The organism is Pantoea sp. Cy-639 (assembly GCF_011752525.1).
In the GTDB taxonomy this organism is placed as follows: domain Bacteria; phylum Pseudomonadota; class Gammaproteobacteria; order Pseudomonadales; family Pseudomonadaceae; genus Aquipseudomonas.
Map to the genome: position 1 here is coordinate 1 of NZ_VWXI01000028.1, position 13,818 is coordinate 13,818.

Annotated in this window: 14 protein-coding genes; 6 read left to right on the plus strand and 8 right to left on the minus strand. The window is 66.8% G+C overall.

Annotated elements, in window-relative coordinates:
• The coding region (locus F3J43_RS22870) for a hypothetical protein (RefSeq protein WP_166892572.1) at positions 1-204 on the plus strand (204 nt) is incomplete at its 5' end.
• A gap of 392 nt (positions 205-596) precedes the next feature.
• The gene (locus F3J43_RS22875) at positions 597-1,418 is read left to right on the plus strand and encodes a substrate-binding periplasmic protein (RefSeq protein WP_166892575.1); all 822 of its coding nucleotides are present in this window, start codon (positions 597-599) and stop codon (positions 1,416-1,418) included.
• Between the two features lie 82 nt (positions 1,419-1,500).
• On the opposite strand, the gene F3J43_RS22880 is transcribed toward F3J43_RS22875, so the two are convergent.
• Positions 1,501-1,776 (minus strand): hypothetical protein, encoded by a 276-nt coding sequence (locus F3J43_RS22880; RefSeq protein ID WP_166892578.1) that lies wholly within the window; start codon positions 1,774-1,776, stop codon positions 1,501-1,503.
• A 271-nt stretch (positions 1,777-2,047) separates the two neighbouring features.
• Between F3J43_RS22880 and F3J43_RS22885 the strand changes: the two genes are divergently transcribed.
• Entirely contained in the window at positions 2,048-4,135 is a 2,088-nt protein-coding gene (locus tag F3J43_RS22885) for a putative bifunctional diguanylate cyclase/phosphodiesterase (protein ID WP_166892581.1), read from the plus strand.
• Here the strand turns inward: F3J43_RS22885 and F3J43_RS22890 are convergent.
• Positions 4,132-4,395, minus strand: a complete 264-nt coding sequence (locus F3J43_RS22890) for a DUF1652 domain-containing protein (protein ID WP_166892584.1) — start codon at positions 4,393-4,395, stop codon at positions 4,132-4,134. The genes F3J43_RS22885 and F3J43_RS22890 overlap by 4 nt on opposite strands.
• A gap of 297 nt (positions 4,396-4,692) precedes the next feature.
• On the opposite strand from F3J43_RS22890, the gene F3J43_RS22895 reads away from it, so the two are divergent.
• Positions 4,693-5,916 carry a pyridoxal phosphate-dependent aminotransferase gene (locus F3J43_RS22895; RefSeq protein ID WP_166892587.1) on the plus strand — a complete coding sequence of 408 codons (1,224 nt, stop codon included), beginning with the start codon at positions 4,693-4,695 and terminating at the stop codon, positions 5,914-5,916.
• Here F3J43_RS22895 and F3J43_RS22900 read toward each other — a convergent pair.
• Positions 5,842-6,489, minus strand: coding sequence for a DUF1345 domain-containing protein (locus F3J43_RS22900; protein WP_166892590.1), 648 nt, complete (start codon positions 6,487-6,489; stop codon positions 5,842-5,844). The two genes, F3J43_RS22895 and F3J43_RS22900, sit on opposite strands and share 75 nt — an antisense overlap.
• 100 nt (positions 6,490-6,589) lie before the next feature.
• Positions 6,590-7,771, minus strand: coding sequence for an NnrS family protein (locus tag F3J43_RS22905; RefSeq protein ID WP_166892593.1), 1,182 nt, complete (start codon positions 7,769-7,771; stop codon positions 6,590-6,592).
• A 206-nt stretch (positions 7,772-7,977) separates the two neighbouring features.
• On the opposite strand from F3J43_RS22905, the gene F3J43_RS24200 reads away from it, so the two are divergent.
• The gene (locus tag F3J43_RS24200) at positions 7,978-8,892 is read left to right on the plus strand and encodes a site-specific integrase (RefSeq protein ID WP_166892597.1); all 915 of its coding nucleotides are present in this window, start codon (positions 7,978-7,980) and stop codon (positions 8,890-8,892) included.
• Between the two features lie 10 nt (positions 8,893-8,902).
• Here the strand turns inward: F3J43_RS24200 and F3J43_RS22915 are convergent, their stop codons facing one another.
• The 4 genes from F3J43_RS22915 to F3J43_RS22930 all read right to left on the minus strand — a co-directional run bounded on the left by F3J43_RS22915 (position 8,903) and on the right by F3J43_RS22930 (position 12,564).
• Positions 8,903-10,057 carry a GGDEF domain-containing protein gene (locus F3J43_RS22915; protein WP_166892600.1) on the minus strand — a complete coding sequence of 385 codons (1,155 nt, stop codon included), beginning with the start codon at positions 10,055-10,057 and terminating at the stop codon, positions 8,903-8,905.
• A 69-nt stretch (positions 10,058-10,126) separates the two neighbouring features.
• Complete coding sequence (locus F3J43_RS22920) at positions 10,127-10,426, minus strand: hypothetical protein (RefSeq protein ID WP_166892602.1); 300 nt, start codon at positions 10,424-10,426, stop codon at positions 10,127-10,129.
• A 130-nt stretch (positions 10,427-10,556) separates the two neighbouring features.
• Positions 10,557-11,909: a GntP family permease gene (locus F3J43_RS22925; protein WP_166892605.1), complete on the minus strand. Its 1,353-nt coding sequence runs from the start codon at positions 11,907-11,909 to the stop codon at positions 10,557-10,559.
• 115 nt (positions 11,910-12,024) lie between these two features.
• Positions 12,025-12,564, minus strand: coding sequence for a gluconokinase (locus F3J43_RS22930; RefSeq protein WP_166892608.1), 540 nt, complete (start codon positions 12,562-12,564; stop codon positions 12,025-12,027).
• 208 nt (positions 12,565-12,772) lie between these two features.
• Here F3J43_RS22930 and gntR point away from each other — a divergent pair, with 208 nt between their 5' ends.
• Positions 12,773-13,792: an HTH-type transcriptional regulator GntR gene (gntR, locus tag F3J43_RS22935; protein ID WP_166892611.1), complete on the plus strand. Its 1,020-nt coding sequence runs from the start codon at positions 12,773-12,775 to the stop codon at positions 13,790-13,792.
• The last annotated feature ends 26 nt before the right edge of the window (positions 13,793-13,818 follow it).

Below are 13,818 nucleotides of genomic sequence, written 5' to 3' on the forward strand. Positions count from 1 at the left end.
CGGGATGCTTTCGGCGTGCTGGCGCAGCAGTTGCAGGTCGACCAGGCCGTAGCTGATTTCCTGCAGCCAGTGGTCGACGGAAGCGGCGGCGGCGCCGAGGTCTTCGCTGAGGAGGGTGTGCAGGGGGCGACGGCGATCTGGATCTCGCGCTCGGTGAGCGCGGGAACGGCGGGCGCAGCGGTCATCAGGTACAGCCTTCCTTAGGCAGGGACGCAAGGTCCCGGGTGGTCCGTGAAGGCGAAATGATACGAGGGGAGGGAGGTCCATCCATCAGGGAAGCGTCTGATGGATTTGTAGGACGTTTCGGGGAATACCTGATGCTGCGGGGCTGTCAATGCAGGCGGCGAAGTCCGGCGGAACCCTGTAGGAGCCGGCTTTGCCGACGAACACCGACGCAGCCGGTGCCAGACACCGAGTTGCCTGCTCTGCCAGCCAGGCTGGCGCCTGCAACCCAAGGCTGATCGGAGAGTGAGGTGACGCCACGTCGCAGCGTTACCTTGGTTTTATGCAATGGCAAGCGACCATTTCTCGTGCACACTGTGGCTGTTCGCCACTCCTGGCGTTTTCATCATTCCATCAACCGCGCGAGGGTCGCCATGAACGGACGTTGTCTGTATCAGTCTGTGTTGTTGGCGCTCGTCCTGGTCTTGCTGCCCAAGGTCGCTGCTGCCGAGGAGCCGTGCCGGCACCTCACCGCCACCGGCAACCCCGAATACCCACCGTACCTGTGGCGCGACCCGCAGGATCCCCAGCGCCTGATCGGCGCCAACGCCGACCTGCTCAAGCACGTGGCCAAGGACCTGGGGCTGGTGATCGATGTGGTCTACGTCGGCCCCTGGCCGCGCGCGCAGGAGGAGGTGAACAGTGGCCGCGTCGACCTGGTCGCCGGTTACTTCCGGACCCAGGAGCGCGAACTGGCGATGGACTTCATCAGCCCGCCGTTCCTGTTCAATCCGAGCGTGGTCTGGGTTCGCCAGGGCGAGGGGTTCGCCTATCGTGGGTGGGCCGACCTGCAGGGGCGTCGTGGCGGTACGCTGGTCAACAACAGCCATGGCCAGGCCTTCGACGACTATGCCCGGGCGCACCTGAACCTCGAAGCGGTGCCCAGCGCCACTCAGGCGTTCGAGAAGCTGCTGCTCAAGCGCAACGACTATGTGATCTTCGAGCGCTACCCGGGACTGGCGTTGGCCCACACCCTGGGCAAGGAGAAGCAGTTGCAGGTGCTGGAACCGCCGGTATCCAGCGAAGGGCTGTACCTGGCGCTGTCGCGAAAATCGCGCTGCAACAAGCCTGAGTTGCGGGCACAGCTGGCGCAGCGCATGGAGGCGTTGGCCGCAGGGCGGCTGCCCGAGCAGTTGCTGACACAGAATTTCGACCTCTGGCATCGGCAGCAGGGTGGCCCAGGGCTGGACCACTGACGCCTGGCAATCACCCCCCCCCGTCTCCTATGGCAGCATCCGCGGTTGGCGGCGTTGATTGATGAGTCGCTGGGCTGAGGGCTCAGCCCTTGCACTTGGCCAGCACCACCTGGCAGGTGCGCGGCGCGCCACCGGAGCGACTGGCGTAGCGCATGCAGTTGGCCATGGATTTCTTGCTCGCCATGGCCAGGCTGTCGGCGAAGGCCAGGCCGCCTTCACCGCTGCTGGGCATGGCCTTGGCGTAGCATTTCGAGCCCTGGGCGGCATAGCGGGCGGTGTTGTGCTTGCTCGAGCAGCCGGCGAGCAGGGCCAGTGCGAGCAACGGTAGAATCAGGCGTGCCGGGAGTCTGTCGGCCATCGCGGGTTCCTCGATCAAAGGTTTCGATCAGGGCAGGGTAGCCGGAGTCGCTTCGCTTGGGCCAGTGCTTGTTGGCGAGATGGGTTGAAGAGTTCCGACCTGTGGCATTTTGACACCAACCCCCTGGAAACGCTGAACCTCAGGCCTCGCAACGCCTGCGCGCGGCAGATTGGATCCTTTTGCGGCGGCGAAAAACCGTGCGTTTCGTCAAAGCTTGAGTACAATTATCGGCTTTTCCGGGCCGTTCCCCGGCCTGTTCGTGGATGCGCAAATGCTGATCGGTAGTTACTCCTCCTCGCTGGTGCTGATATCGCTGTGCGTGGCGATCCTCGCCTCCTACACGGCGCTAGACCTCACCGGACGCATCGCCACGGCCAAGGGGCGAGCGGTGTACCTGTGGATGGGCGGGGGAGCCTTTGCCATGGGCATCGGCGTGTGGTCGATGCACTTCATCGGCATGCTGGCGTTCAGCCTGCCGATCGAACTGGGCTACGACGTCACCCTGACCGCATTGTCGCTGCTGATTGCCGTGGCTTCTGCCGGCTTCGCCCTGTGGCTGGTCAGCCAGCCGGAGCTGCCCATGCTGCAGCTGGGCTTCGGTGCGCTGATCATGGGCACCGGGATTGCCTGCATGCACTACATGGGCATGGCCGCATTGCGCATGCAGCCTGGGATCGACTACGACCCGACGCTGTTCGGCGCCTCGCTGGCCATAGCGGTCGGGGCTTCGGCAGCGGCGCTGTGGATTGCCTTCCGCCTGCGCCAGCACACCCCTTACGTGCGCCAGGTCCGCGGCGTGGCCGCGGTGGTGATGGGCATCGCCATCGTCGGCATGCACTACACCGGCATGGCGGCGGCCAACTTCCCCGCAGGCAGTTTCTGCGGCGCATTGGCCACCGGGCTGGCCGGTGATGGCCTGGATTACGTGGTGCTGATCACCACCCTGGCCGTACTGGCGGTGGCGCTGCTGACCTCGGTGCTCGATGCCCGGCTGGAGGCGCGCACGGCAGAGCTGGCGCGCTCGCTGACCCTGGCCAACCAGGAACTGACCCAGCTGGCCCTGCACGACACCCTGACCGGGTTGCCGAACCGTACGCTGCTGGCCGATCGTATCGACCAGGCCATCGGCCGAGTGGCGGAGCAGGGCGGCTGCTTCGCCCTGATGTTCATCGACCTGGACGGTTTCAAGCCGGTCAACGATGCCTTTGGTCACCATGTCGGCGACCTGCTGCTCAAGGCCGTGGCGCAGCGCCTGCGCGGCCACCTGCACAGCCAGGACACCCTGGCGCGCATCGGCGGCGACGAATTCGTGCTGCTGGTCGAGCTCGATGAGCCCGACGACGCCATGGGCGTGGCGGTCAAGCAGGTCAACCTGGTGTCGCGGCCATTCCGCGTGGCCGAGCACGACCTGCAGTTGTCGGCGAGCCTGGGCATCGTGCTGTACCCCGGTAATGGCGCCGACCAGCACGAATTGCTGCGCAACGCCGACGCAGCCATGTACCACGCCAAGAGCGCCGGCAAGAACGGCTACAGCTTCTTCGACGCGTCGATGAACACCAACGCGCGCCAGCAACTGCAATTGCTGCAGGACCTGCGCACGGCGCTGGAGCAGGACCAGTTCCGCCTCCACTACCAACCCAAGTTCGACGCCGTGCAGCGGCATCCCATCGGCGCCGAGGCGCTGCTGCGCTGGGAGCACCCGCAACACGGCCTGATGCTGCCGGACCGTTTCATCGGCCTGGCGGAGAAAACCGGGCTGATCATCCCTATCGGCGAATGGGTGCTCAACGAGGCCTGCCGGCAGATGCGCGAGTGGTTGGACCAGGGGCATGAAGGCTGGCGTATCGCGGTCAACCTCTCGGCGATCCAGTTCTGCCATGCCGGGCTGGTCGACAATGTGGCCCAGGTGCTCGACCAGCACGGCTTGCCTGCCAACCGCCTGACCCTGGAAATCACCGAGACCACCGCCATGCGCGATGCCGACGCCAGTCTGCATGTGCTGCGGCGCCTGTCCGAGATGGGCGTGGACCTGTCCATCGACGACTTCGGCACGGGGTATTCCAGCCTGATGTACCTCAAGCGCCTGCCGGCCAACGAACTGAAGATCGACCGCGGCTTCGTGCGCGACCTCGAGCAGGACAGCGACGATGCGGCGATCGTCTCGGCGATCGTCGCCCTGGGCCAGGCCCTGGGCCTGCGTATCGTCGCCGAAGGGGTGGAGACCGACCGCCAGCAGGATTTCCTGACGCGTCTGGGGTGCGATTCGCTGCAGGGTTATCTGCTCGGGCAGCCGGTGCCGGCCGAACAGTTCATGAAAGGGCTGGAGGCGCTGCGGGCGCGCCAGGAGCAGGCCGGCTAGACCGCGCTGCGCAGTGGGCTGGACAGTAGGCCGAAGGTGTCCATCTCGTCTTCCACCGCCTCGATGATGCGCTCGACATCAGCAGCGGCCATGATCGCCGCGCAGGGGATGCCGGCGATGGCCAGCAGGGTTTCGCCGCTGGCCCGGTCGAACAACCTGGCGACCATGCTGCGTGGTGCATCCATGGTGGCTTCGAAACCCAGCGGATGGAAATGCCAACGCATCACCTGGCAGGCGTTGGGGAACGTCATCTTGCTCATGCCAGCCTCCTTGTTCGTGTCCTGAACGCGGTGAATTCGACGCGGTGCTTCAGAAAGGGCCATCCTGGCCGTCGGGAATTTAACCATAGCACCTGCCATGGCAGTGTTCTGCGGAAAATATGTCAGATGTGCTAATGCATGACGGCTGTCACAACCCCGTCACAGTGACCGGCTGGCGGTCACTGGCCCTGGCAAACGTTTTCCCGCAGGGCGTGCGGTGGAGTCGGGGGCTTGCTCTGCTATGGTTACCGACAGCATTTTTCGGACCAGTGGCGCCTGGCCGGCAGGGAGGCAAGCATGCGTTTCTCCACGCTCACTCAACGGATCGCTGGCGAGGCGGCAGCCGCCTGGGACATCCACTACCAGGCGCTCGAACAGCGCCGGCAGGGGCGTGAAGTCGCCCTGCTGACGATGGGTGACCCGGATTTCGACACCCCGCTCCCGGTGGTCGAGGCCGCGGTGGCCAGCCTGCTGCGGGGCGACACCCATTACAGCGACGTGCGCGGCAGCCTGGCCCTGCGTGAGGCCATCGCCGAGCAGCGTGGCCTGGCGCCGGAACGGGTGGTGGTCACCGCGGGCGCCCAGTGCGCGCTGTATGCAGTCTTCCAGTGCCTGTTCCAGGCCGGCGACGAGGTGATCGTCGCCGAACCCATGTATGTCACCTACCACGGCGTGCTGGGCGCTTGTGGCGCCGAGGCCGTGCAGGTGTCGGTGCGCCCGGAGGAAGATTTTCGCCTCGATCCCGGTGCGGTGGCGGCGGCCATCACTGGGCGCACACGGGGTTTGCTGCTCAACAGTCCGCACAACCCCACCGGTACCTGTATCAACCAGGCCGATCTCGAACGCCTGGCGCAGTTGTGCCGGGAGCATGACCTGTGGCTGGTCTGCGACGAGGTCTATCGCGGCCTGCAGTTCGAGGGCGAGGCTCCGAACCCACTGGCGCTGCCCGGCATGGCCGAGCGCTGCGTGGTGATCGACAGCCTGTCCAAGTCCCATGCCATGAGCGGTTGGCGAGTGGGCTGGGTGATTGCTCCGCTAGCGTTGGTCACGCACCTGGGCAACCTGGCGATGGCCATGCTGTTCGGCTTGCCGGAGTTCGTCATGCAGGCCGCCTGCGTGGCCCTGAGCGATGCCTTGCCGGAGGTGGCCCGTATGCGCGATGCCTATCGCCAGCGTCGCGACCGGGTGTGCTCGGCCTTGCAGAACTGCCCGGGCGTGCAGGCGCGGCGGCCGGCCGGTGGCATGTTCGTGATGCTCGATGTCCGCGGTACCGGGCTGGGCGCCCAGGCATTCGCCCGGCGCCTGCTGGACGAGGAGGGCGTGGCGCTGCTGCCGGGCGACGTGTTCGGGCCGAGCGCGGCGGGCCATGTGCGCCTGGGCCTGGTGCTCGAAGCCGAGGTGCTGGAGCAGTTGTGTCGCTGCATCGCCGCTTGCGCGGCGCGGGTGCTAGCCGAGCAGGCCGGCGGCGATGTTGATGGTGAAGCCAAGGATCGCCGTGTTGAAGACGAAGCCTACCAGTGAATGGGCCAGCACCACCCGGCGCATCGCCCGTCCGCCGACGCCCACGTCGGAGGTCTGCACGGCGACGCTGATGGTGAACGAGAAGTAGTGGAAGTCCCAGTAGTCGGGCGTGCGCTCACCGTCCGCGAAGCGCAACGGCGGATGCTCGCGGTCACTGGTGTAGAACAGCCGGGCATAGTGCAGGCTGAAGATGCAGCCGATCAGCAGCCAGGAGCCGGCGACGGTCAGGCCGGTATAGAGGTAGTGCAAGTGCAGCGCACTGCCTTGCAGGCCGCGGCTGGAGACCAGTTGCTGGGTGACCGCGACCAGGCTGGCGATGGCGGCGACACTGACGGTGACCAGTACCAGGGCGGCGTTCTCGTCCTCGATGCGGGCGGTCCGGCGGACCTTGTCGGGACCGGCGCGCCAGCTCAGCCACAGCACCAGGAACACATAGAGCCAGACGCCGAGGTTCCAGCCGGTCAGGACATGTTGCAGGGTGTCGCCGGCGGGGATCAGCCATCCCCCGAGGATGCCGGCCAGAAGGGCGATGAGCAGACGCGGATGGGTACGGGTGAGATGGTGGAAAGCCATGGTGCCTCGCTGCCAGTTGGGGATGGCTTCACTGTAGACCAGCGCGGGGAGGAGGTCGGCAAACCTGCCCCCATGCGCGCTGGAGCGAGCAGGCTGGGCGTTATCCCGGCATCCCGTCTATCCGCGGCCGCGTCAGGATCGGCAGGTAATGCCACAGGAACAGCACCAGCGCGCCCCCGCCGAGCAACACCGACAAGCCAAGCCCCAGCGTCGTGAACGGCACCAGCGCCACCCGTACCAGTGCTGCCAGCTGGATCAGCGCGAACGCGCAGGCGACGCTGTGTGGCACCTGCAGCGCCCGCCCGGTGTGGCCCAGGCTGACCCGTGCCATCATCGCCACGATCAGCCCCGTCATGGCGCCAACGGCCAGGGCATGGGTCGCCAGGCTCGGGTTGATCGCCACGCCTGCGTGCCACAGGGCCAGGCCCAGGCAGGCCGGGATCAGCCAGGCATAGGCCAGGTGCAGCGACCAGAGCAGCGGCAGCCGCCACAGCCCGCGGTCATGCCATAGCAACAGGCGCACGGCATGCAGCAAGGTCAGGGCGCCGAACAGACCAGCCATCAGCGGCTGTGGCGTGTCGTTCAGGCCAACTGCGTAACTCAGCGGGACGGCGATGCTGCCCAGCAGGCAGGCACGGTCCAGCCAGGGGCGGGCCGGCGCCGGGGCCATGTTGCCCAGGCCGCGGCGGGTGAAGAACGGAATCACCCGGCCGCCGATCACGCTCATCATCGCCGCCACCAGCCACAGGCCGGCCAGCACGCCGCGACGCTGCCAGCGCTCGTCCTGCTCGAGCCAACCTGCCAGGGTCAGCCACTGGCAGGCCGCGAGCAGCAACACCAGCGCCACGATGGGGTAGTTGTTGCGCAGGCGTCGCTGGATGATCGGCCGTGCCAGGGCTACCGCCACCAGTGGCAGGAATGCACCGTGGACGAGCACCAGTAGCCAGGCTGGAATGGGCAGGAACCAGCTGGCCCGAGCCAGCAGCCAAAGCAGGAACAATCCCTGCAAGGGACGCCCGCTCAGGCCGGGCAGACCGCTCCAGTTCTGCACGGCGGTGAGCAGGAACCCGGCGACGATGGCCACGGCGAAGCCAAACAGCATTTCATGGCGATGCCAGGCCAGCGTGCCTCCGGTTGGAGTGGGCGGCAGGGCGCCGACCAGCACTGCGCCCCACAAGGCCAGGGCCAGCAGGGCGAACACACTGCCGGCGAGGAAGAATGGGCGGAAACCCAGGGCCCAGAGGGCCTGGCGCGGGCGATCGGCGGAGGGTTGGACGAGCATGCCGGGGGTCCTTGGTTCGATCTGAAGGGGTGGATGGGGTACCATCACGATCCATGCCAGCGGCCAAAGCCTTGTATATCAAGGTGATGGCACTGCATCGTGTCATATTGACTCTGCTGCTTTTTGTCGTTTTGACTTTGATTGAAGTCAAAAAGACTCGATTTGTGCGTGCCGATGCACCAAGACACCGTTACAGGATTCCCGTCGTGACCGACCCCTTGCGCAACCCGCTGCTGCAGTACCTGGCTCGCCTTGCGCCGTCCAGCCAGCTGACCATGCGCTACATCCTCCAGGACGCCGCCGACCGTCTGGGTTTCGTCGATGGCGACATTGCCGATGTGCCCTGGCACCACCTCGAACCTGGTCATGTGATCGCTCTGGTCGCCGCCTTGCGCGCCGATGGTTATGCCCCCAATACCTCCTCGCTGTACGTCAATGCCGTGCGCGGGGTGATGAACGAAGCCTGGCGTCAGGGCCTGATCGACCACGAGCAGCTGCTGAAGATCCGCGAGATCAAGCCGGCAGGCGGTAGCCGCCTGCCGCCGGGGCGCAACCTGCGGCGCAGCCTGATTCGCGAGTTGATGGACGTCTGCGCCGCCGATCCTCGACCGCAAGGGGTGCGCGACGCGGCGATCCTGGCGTTGCTGTACGGCACCGGCATGCGCAAGTCCGAATCGGTGGACATCGACCTGGCACAGGTGGACTTCGCCGAGCGCAGCGTGCAGGTGCTGGGCAAGGGCAACCGCCAACTGATCAAGTACGCCCCGGCCTGGGCGTTCGACAAGCTGCAGGCCTGGCTCGAGCTGCGCCGCCAGCACCTGCCCGCCGGCGAGGCCGACGACAGTTTCCTGTTCAACCGCATTCGCCGCGGCAGCCATATCACCCGCGCGCGCATCACCAAGCACGCGATCTACTACATCGCCCGTCAGCGAGGGGTGCAGGTGGGGGCCAAGATCATGCCTCACGATTTCCGCCGGGCCTTCATCACCCGAGTGATCGAGGAGCACGACCTGTCGATCGCGCAGAAGCTGGCGCACCACGCCAATATCCAGACCACCGCGGCCTACGACCGGCGTGACGACAACGAACGGCGGCGGGCGGTGGAGCGTTTCGACTACTGACCAGTACGTCTCAGGCGCCGGCATACTCCACGGCGCGGCCCCGTCCCTGTTGCTTGGCCGCGTACAAGGCAAGGTCCGCCATCGACAGCAGTCGTGACAGTTCATGGGCCGCTGCGGGCCGGCTGACAATCCCGATACTCACGCCCAGCAGCCCAGGTTCCAGCAGGGAAAGCCTGGCGAAACCGTTGCAGATCCGTTGCGCCACGGCTTCGGCGCGCGGCCTGTCGCAGTCGCGCAGCAGGCAGGCGAACTCCTCGCCGCCAATTCGCGCGAACAGATCGCCTTGGCGCAGGTGGCTGGCGGTTTCCTCGGCGAAGGCTTGCAGCACCCGGTCGCCCTTGGGGTGGCCGAACTGGTCGTTGATGCGCTTGAAGTGGTCCAGGTCGCACAGCAGCAGTGCCACGGACGCCTTGCGCGCGGCGCACTCGTCCAGCAGGTGCCGCCCATGCTCCATGAACGCCCGGCGGTTGCCGACGCCCGTCAGCGGATCATTGTAGGCGGCTGCGCGCAACTGGACTTCGGCGCGCTCGCGCACCATCGCCAGGGTGACGTAGGAAATGCCGATGGCGAACAGCATCGACTCGAACAGGATGAAGGCAAAGAAACCGGGGCTCGGGCCGCCGCTGTTGACGGCCCGGTCCAGGGCGAGGCCATCGTCGACCAGCGCTCGCACCAGGTAGATCAGCGCATGCAGCGTGGCCAGGATCAGCGCGGGGGTGTACGACACCTGCAGCCGTATCCTGGGGCGACAGAGCTCGGCCAGGCAGAGCAGGGTATAGGCCAGGGTCAGCAGCGAATACAGCTTCACCCGCAGGGCGAGGCTGTCGTGGAAGCCGGGCCATAGGCTGAACAGCCACCAGAACACGGCGCCGGCCAGCAACAGCGGCCAGTGCGGCCGACGCCCGCCGAGCACGCGCATGGCGGTCCAGCCCAGGCCGGCGCCGACCAGCAGGACAATATTGCCCAGCACCAGGGCCAGGTAGTCCATGCCCAGGCCACGCAGGGCAATCAAGCTCACGCCCAGCCCCGACACCAGCAGCATTGTGCCCAGGAAACCCAGGCTTGGGTCGCCGGCGCAACGCCGCCAGGCGTGCAGGGTGAGGATGCCCATCAGGGCGAAAATGAAAACGGCGACCAGGATCAGGGTCGGCAGGCTCAGCGGCACGTTGGGGCGCTCTCGGGGGCAAGGCGCGCATGCTAAGCCAAGCTGCTGGCGATTCGCTAGCGTCCGTGCTCAGGGCTTGCCACTGTCCGCGCCGCCTTGCCCCTGGCGCCCCATGCCTTCCGAGCCGCCACCACCCAGGCCAGGCAGGTCGCGGTCGTCGTTCTGCTGCGCGGGCGGGCTGTCGGGGTCGTTGCCCTTGATGCGCGGGTCGGTGTCACGCGGCGGGGGGGGCTCGACGGGGTTGAGGGTGCTGTCCACACCGGGCTGCGGGGCAGGGCTGTGCGGGTCGTCGGGATAGGTGGCGCCGGTACCGGCGGCGAAGGCCAGGGGGGTAGTCAGCAGGGTGGCGAAGAGCAGGGAACGGTTCATGGGGGCAGGCTCCGTGACAAGGGTCTGTTGCCTGGCGCCACCGCAGGACAAGCCCGCGATGGCGCCGGCAGGTGCGCTACCTCGTTTGGGCCGCACCCAGCCGGCCAGGTGCCGCCACCCCGACCAACGGTCAGACCACCAGCGACAGCAGCATGATGAGGATGATGCCGACCACCGACAGGATGGTTTCCATCATGCTCCAGGTCTTGAACGTCTCGGCCACGGTCATGTTGAAGTACTGCTTGACCAGCCAGAATCCGGCGTCGTTGACGTGGGACAGGATCAGCGAGCCGGCGCCGGTGGCCAGCACCAGCAGCTCGCGGTTGACCCCGGGCACCAGGTCGATCACCGGGGCGACGATGCCGGCGCCGGTGATGGTGGCCACGGTGGCCGAGCCGGTGGCGATGCGGATCACCGCGGCCACCAGCCAGGCCAGCAGGATCGGCGAGATCTGCGCCTGCACGGCCATCTGCCCGATCACGTTGCCCACCCCGGTGTCCACCAGCATCTGCTTGAAGCCGCCGCCGGCGCCGACGATCAGCACGATTGCCGCGGTGGGCGCGAGGCTCTGGTCAAGCATCTTCATGATCTGCTGGCGGTTGAAGCCCCGCGCCGAGCCGAAGGTGTAGAAGGCCAGCAGCAGGGCGGCGAGCAGGGCGGTGATGGGGTGGCCGATCAGGTCCATCCACTGGCGGATGATGTGTTCGGCCGGCAGCACCACGTCGGCGAAGGTCTTGAGCAGCATCAGCGCCACCGGCAGCAGCACGGTGACCAGGGTCACGCTGAAGCTGGGCAGGTTCTGCTGGTTAGATTCGCGGGCGATCTGGTCCATCAGCTCCTGGGAGGGGTTGCCGGGGATGTAGCGGGCTATGAAGTTGCCGAACAGGGGGCCGGCGATCACGGCGGTGGGCAGGGCCACCAGCAGGCCGTAGAAGATGGTCTTGCCGATGTCGGCGTGGAAGATGCCGATCGCCAGCAACGGCCCTGGGTGCGGCGGCACCAGGCCGTGCACCACCGACAGGCCGGCCAGCAGCGGGATGCCGATCTTCACCAGCGACACGCCGGAGCGGCGGGCGACGATGAACACCAGCGGGATCAGCAGCACGAAGCCGATCTCGAAGAACAGCGGAATGCCGACCAGGAAGGCGGCGAACATCATCGCCCAGTGCACGTTCTTCTTGCCGAAGGCGCGGATCAGGGTCTGGGCGATCTGGTCGGCGCCGCCGGAGTCGGCCATCAGCTTGCCGAGCATGGTGCCCAGGGCGAGGACGATGCCGACGAAGCCGAGCACGCCGCCGAAGCCGTCCTGGAACGACTTCATCACCTTGGCCACCGGCATGCCGGAGGTCAGGCCGAGAAAGCCGGCGGCGAGGGTCAGGGCGACGAAGGGGTGGACCTTGAAATGGGTGATCAGCAGGATCAGCCCGACGATGGTGACCAATGCGTCGAGCAGCAGGTAGGTATCAGTAGCCAGTCCGAACATGGTTCATATGCCTCGGTCTTGTCGTTGTTGTTTTGGCGTAGCGCAATTTGTGGGCGTTTGCAGTGTCCGGGTGTCGAGACAGCGCTGTCTTTGGTGAGCCGAAGAGACCGCCGGCTCAGGCAGTCCGCGCCAGGTCCGGTTCACCGCAGGGCTTTAGCCAGACGTGCACCGCCTCGGCGAGGGCTTCGATGGGGCGGGTGGCGTCCAGGGCCAGGGTCAACGGCTCGCCGTGAGGTGCTTCGAGCGCGGCGAACTGGCTGTCGATCAGGCTGGCCGGCATGAAGTGGCCGGGGCGGGCGCGCACGCGCTTCTCGGCTTCCTGCGGGGTCAGCTCGAGGAACACGAAACCCAGGGTCGGCACCGCTTGGCGCAGGGTGTCACGGTAGCGGCGCTTGAGCGCCGAGCAGGTGAGGATGGGGCGCTCGCCTGCGGCGATGACGGCCTGCAGCTCCTGGCCCAGGCGTATCAGCCAGCCGGCGCGGTCGTTGTCGTCAAGGGGGGTGCCGGCGCTCATCTTGGCGATGTTGGCGGCGGGGTGAAAGGCATCGCCTTCGATCAGGCGGCCGCCGCTGCGCGCGGCGATGGCGGCACCGATGCAGCTCTTGCCGCAACCAGCCACGCCCATGACCACGATTGCGGACAGGGAAGGGTTCATCAGTACCTCCTGCTGGGTGGGATAGCGCTGTCTTGGTCGATGCTGACCGAAGCTGCTGGCGCGACCCGCCCGGGTGTTATTGATCTTGTCTTTGGCAGTATGGACGCTTCGTGCATGGCTGCTACCAAGATTGCATTGCCTGCGTCCAGAGACAGCGCTACCTTAGTGACCGTTCCCTTTTCCTGCAAGTAGTAAAATTACAACATCCATGTCTCGCATCGGCTCGCGCACTACAGGTCGTCCCACTCTGGCAGAAGTCGCCAGGCTCTCCGGGGTTTCCCCCATCACCGCCTCCCGCGCCCTGCGCGGCGTCAGCACGGTCGCGCCGGAGCTGGTGGAGAAGGTCCTGGCTGCTGCGGCCAGCCTGGGCTATGTCGCCAACCCGGCGGCGCGGGCCCTGGCCTCGGCCCGCAGCCAGTCGGTGGTGGTGCTGATTCCGTCGCTGTCCAACCAGCTGTTCATCGATACCCTCGAGGCGATTCACGAGGTGATGCGCCCACGTGGCCTGGAAGTGCTGATCGGCAACTATCACTACGATATCGCCGAGGAAGAGAACCTGATCCGCAACTACCTCGCCTACCAGCCCTGCGGCATGCTGCTCACCGGTTTCGAGCGCAGCGAGGCAGCGCGGCAGATGCTCGCCGCCAGCCAGGTGCCCTGCGTGCACATGATGGAGCTGGGCGGCGCGCCTGACGCGCTGTCGGTGGGCTTCTCGCAGCACGAGGCCGGCCGCGCGGCGGCGCGTCACCTGATCGAGCGCGGACGCCGGCGCCTGGCGTTCATCGCGGCGCAGCTCGACCCGCGGGTGATGCAGCGTGCCGAGGGCTTCCGCCAGGCCCTGGCCGAGGCCGGCCTGCAGGCGCCGGCGCTGGAGATGCTCGATCCGCAGCCGTCCTCGATCGGCCTGGGCGGGACCTTGTTCAGCCGGTTGATGGCGCAGGCGCCGGAGGTCGACGGGATCTTCTTCTGCAATGACGACCTGGCCCAGGGTGCAGTGTTGCAGGCCTTGCGCGAGGGGATCGAGGTGCCACGGCGGGTGGCGATGGTAGGCTTCAACGATTTGCCGGCCTCGGCACACATGGTGCCGCGGCTGACCTCCATCCGTACGCCGCGGGCGGCCGTCGGGCGTGGCGCGGCCCAGGCCCTGCTGGCGATGCTCGATGGGCGCAAGGGCGGCGTGGGGCAGCAGGACCTGGGGTTCGAACTTGTGGTGCGGGAAAGCTCCTGACGCTTGAGGCTGAAGCCCGGGCATCC

What these genes read in the sequence shown, in the direction of transcription:
- F3J43_RS22900 (WP_166892590.1), bottom strand. Translation starts at nt 6,489, where the DNA reads ATGGCTTTCCACCATCTCACCCGTACCCATCCGCGTCTGCTCATCGCC.
- F3J43_RS22890 (WP_166892584.1), bottom strand. Translation starts at nt 4,395, where the DNA reads ATGAGCAAGATGACGTTCCCCAACGCCTGCCAGGTGATGCGTTGGCAT.
- F3J43_RS22895 (WP_166892587.1), top strand. Translation starts at nt 4,693, where the DNA reads ATGCGTTTCTCCACGCTCACTCAACGGATCGCTGGCGAGGCGGCAGCC.
- F3J43_RS22880 (WP_166892578.1), bottom strand. Translation starts at nt 1,776, where the DNA reads ATGGCCGACAGACTCCCGGCACGCCTGATTCTACCGTTGCTCGCACTG.
- F3J43_RS22905 (WP_166892593.1), bottom strand. Translation starts at nt 7,771, where the DNA reads ATGCTCGTCCAACCCTCCGCCGATCGCCCGCGCCAGGCCCTCTGGGCC.
- F3J43_RS22930 (WP_166892608.1), bottom strand. Translation starts at nt 12,564, where the DNA reads ATGAACCCTTCCCTGTCCGCAATCGTGGTCATGGGCGTGGCTGGTTGC.
- F3J43_RS22920 (WP_166892602.1), bottom strand. Translation starts at nt 10,426, where the DNA reads ATGAACCGTTCCCTGCTCTTCGCCACCCTGCTGACTACCCCCCTGGCC.
- F3J43_RS22875 (WP_166892575.1), top strand. Translation starts at nt 597, where the DNA reads ATGAACGGACGTTGTCTGTATCAGTCTGTGTTGTTGGCGCTCGTCCTG.
- gntR (WP_166892611.1), top strand. Translation starts at nt 12,773, where the DNA reads ATGTCTCGCATCGGCTCGCGCACTACAGGTCGTCCCACTCTGGCAGAA.
- F3J43_RS22885 (WP_166892581.1), top strand. Translation starts at nt 2,048, where the DNA reads ATGCTGATCGGTAGTTACTCCTCCTCGCTGGTGCTGATATCGCTGTGC.
- F3J43_RS22925 (WP_166892605.1), bottom strand. Translation starts at nt 11,909, where the DNA reads ATGTTCGGACTGGCTACTGATACCTACCTGCTGCTCGACGCATTGGTC.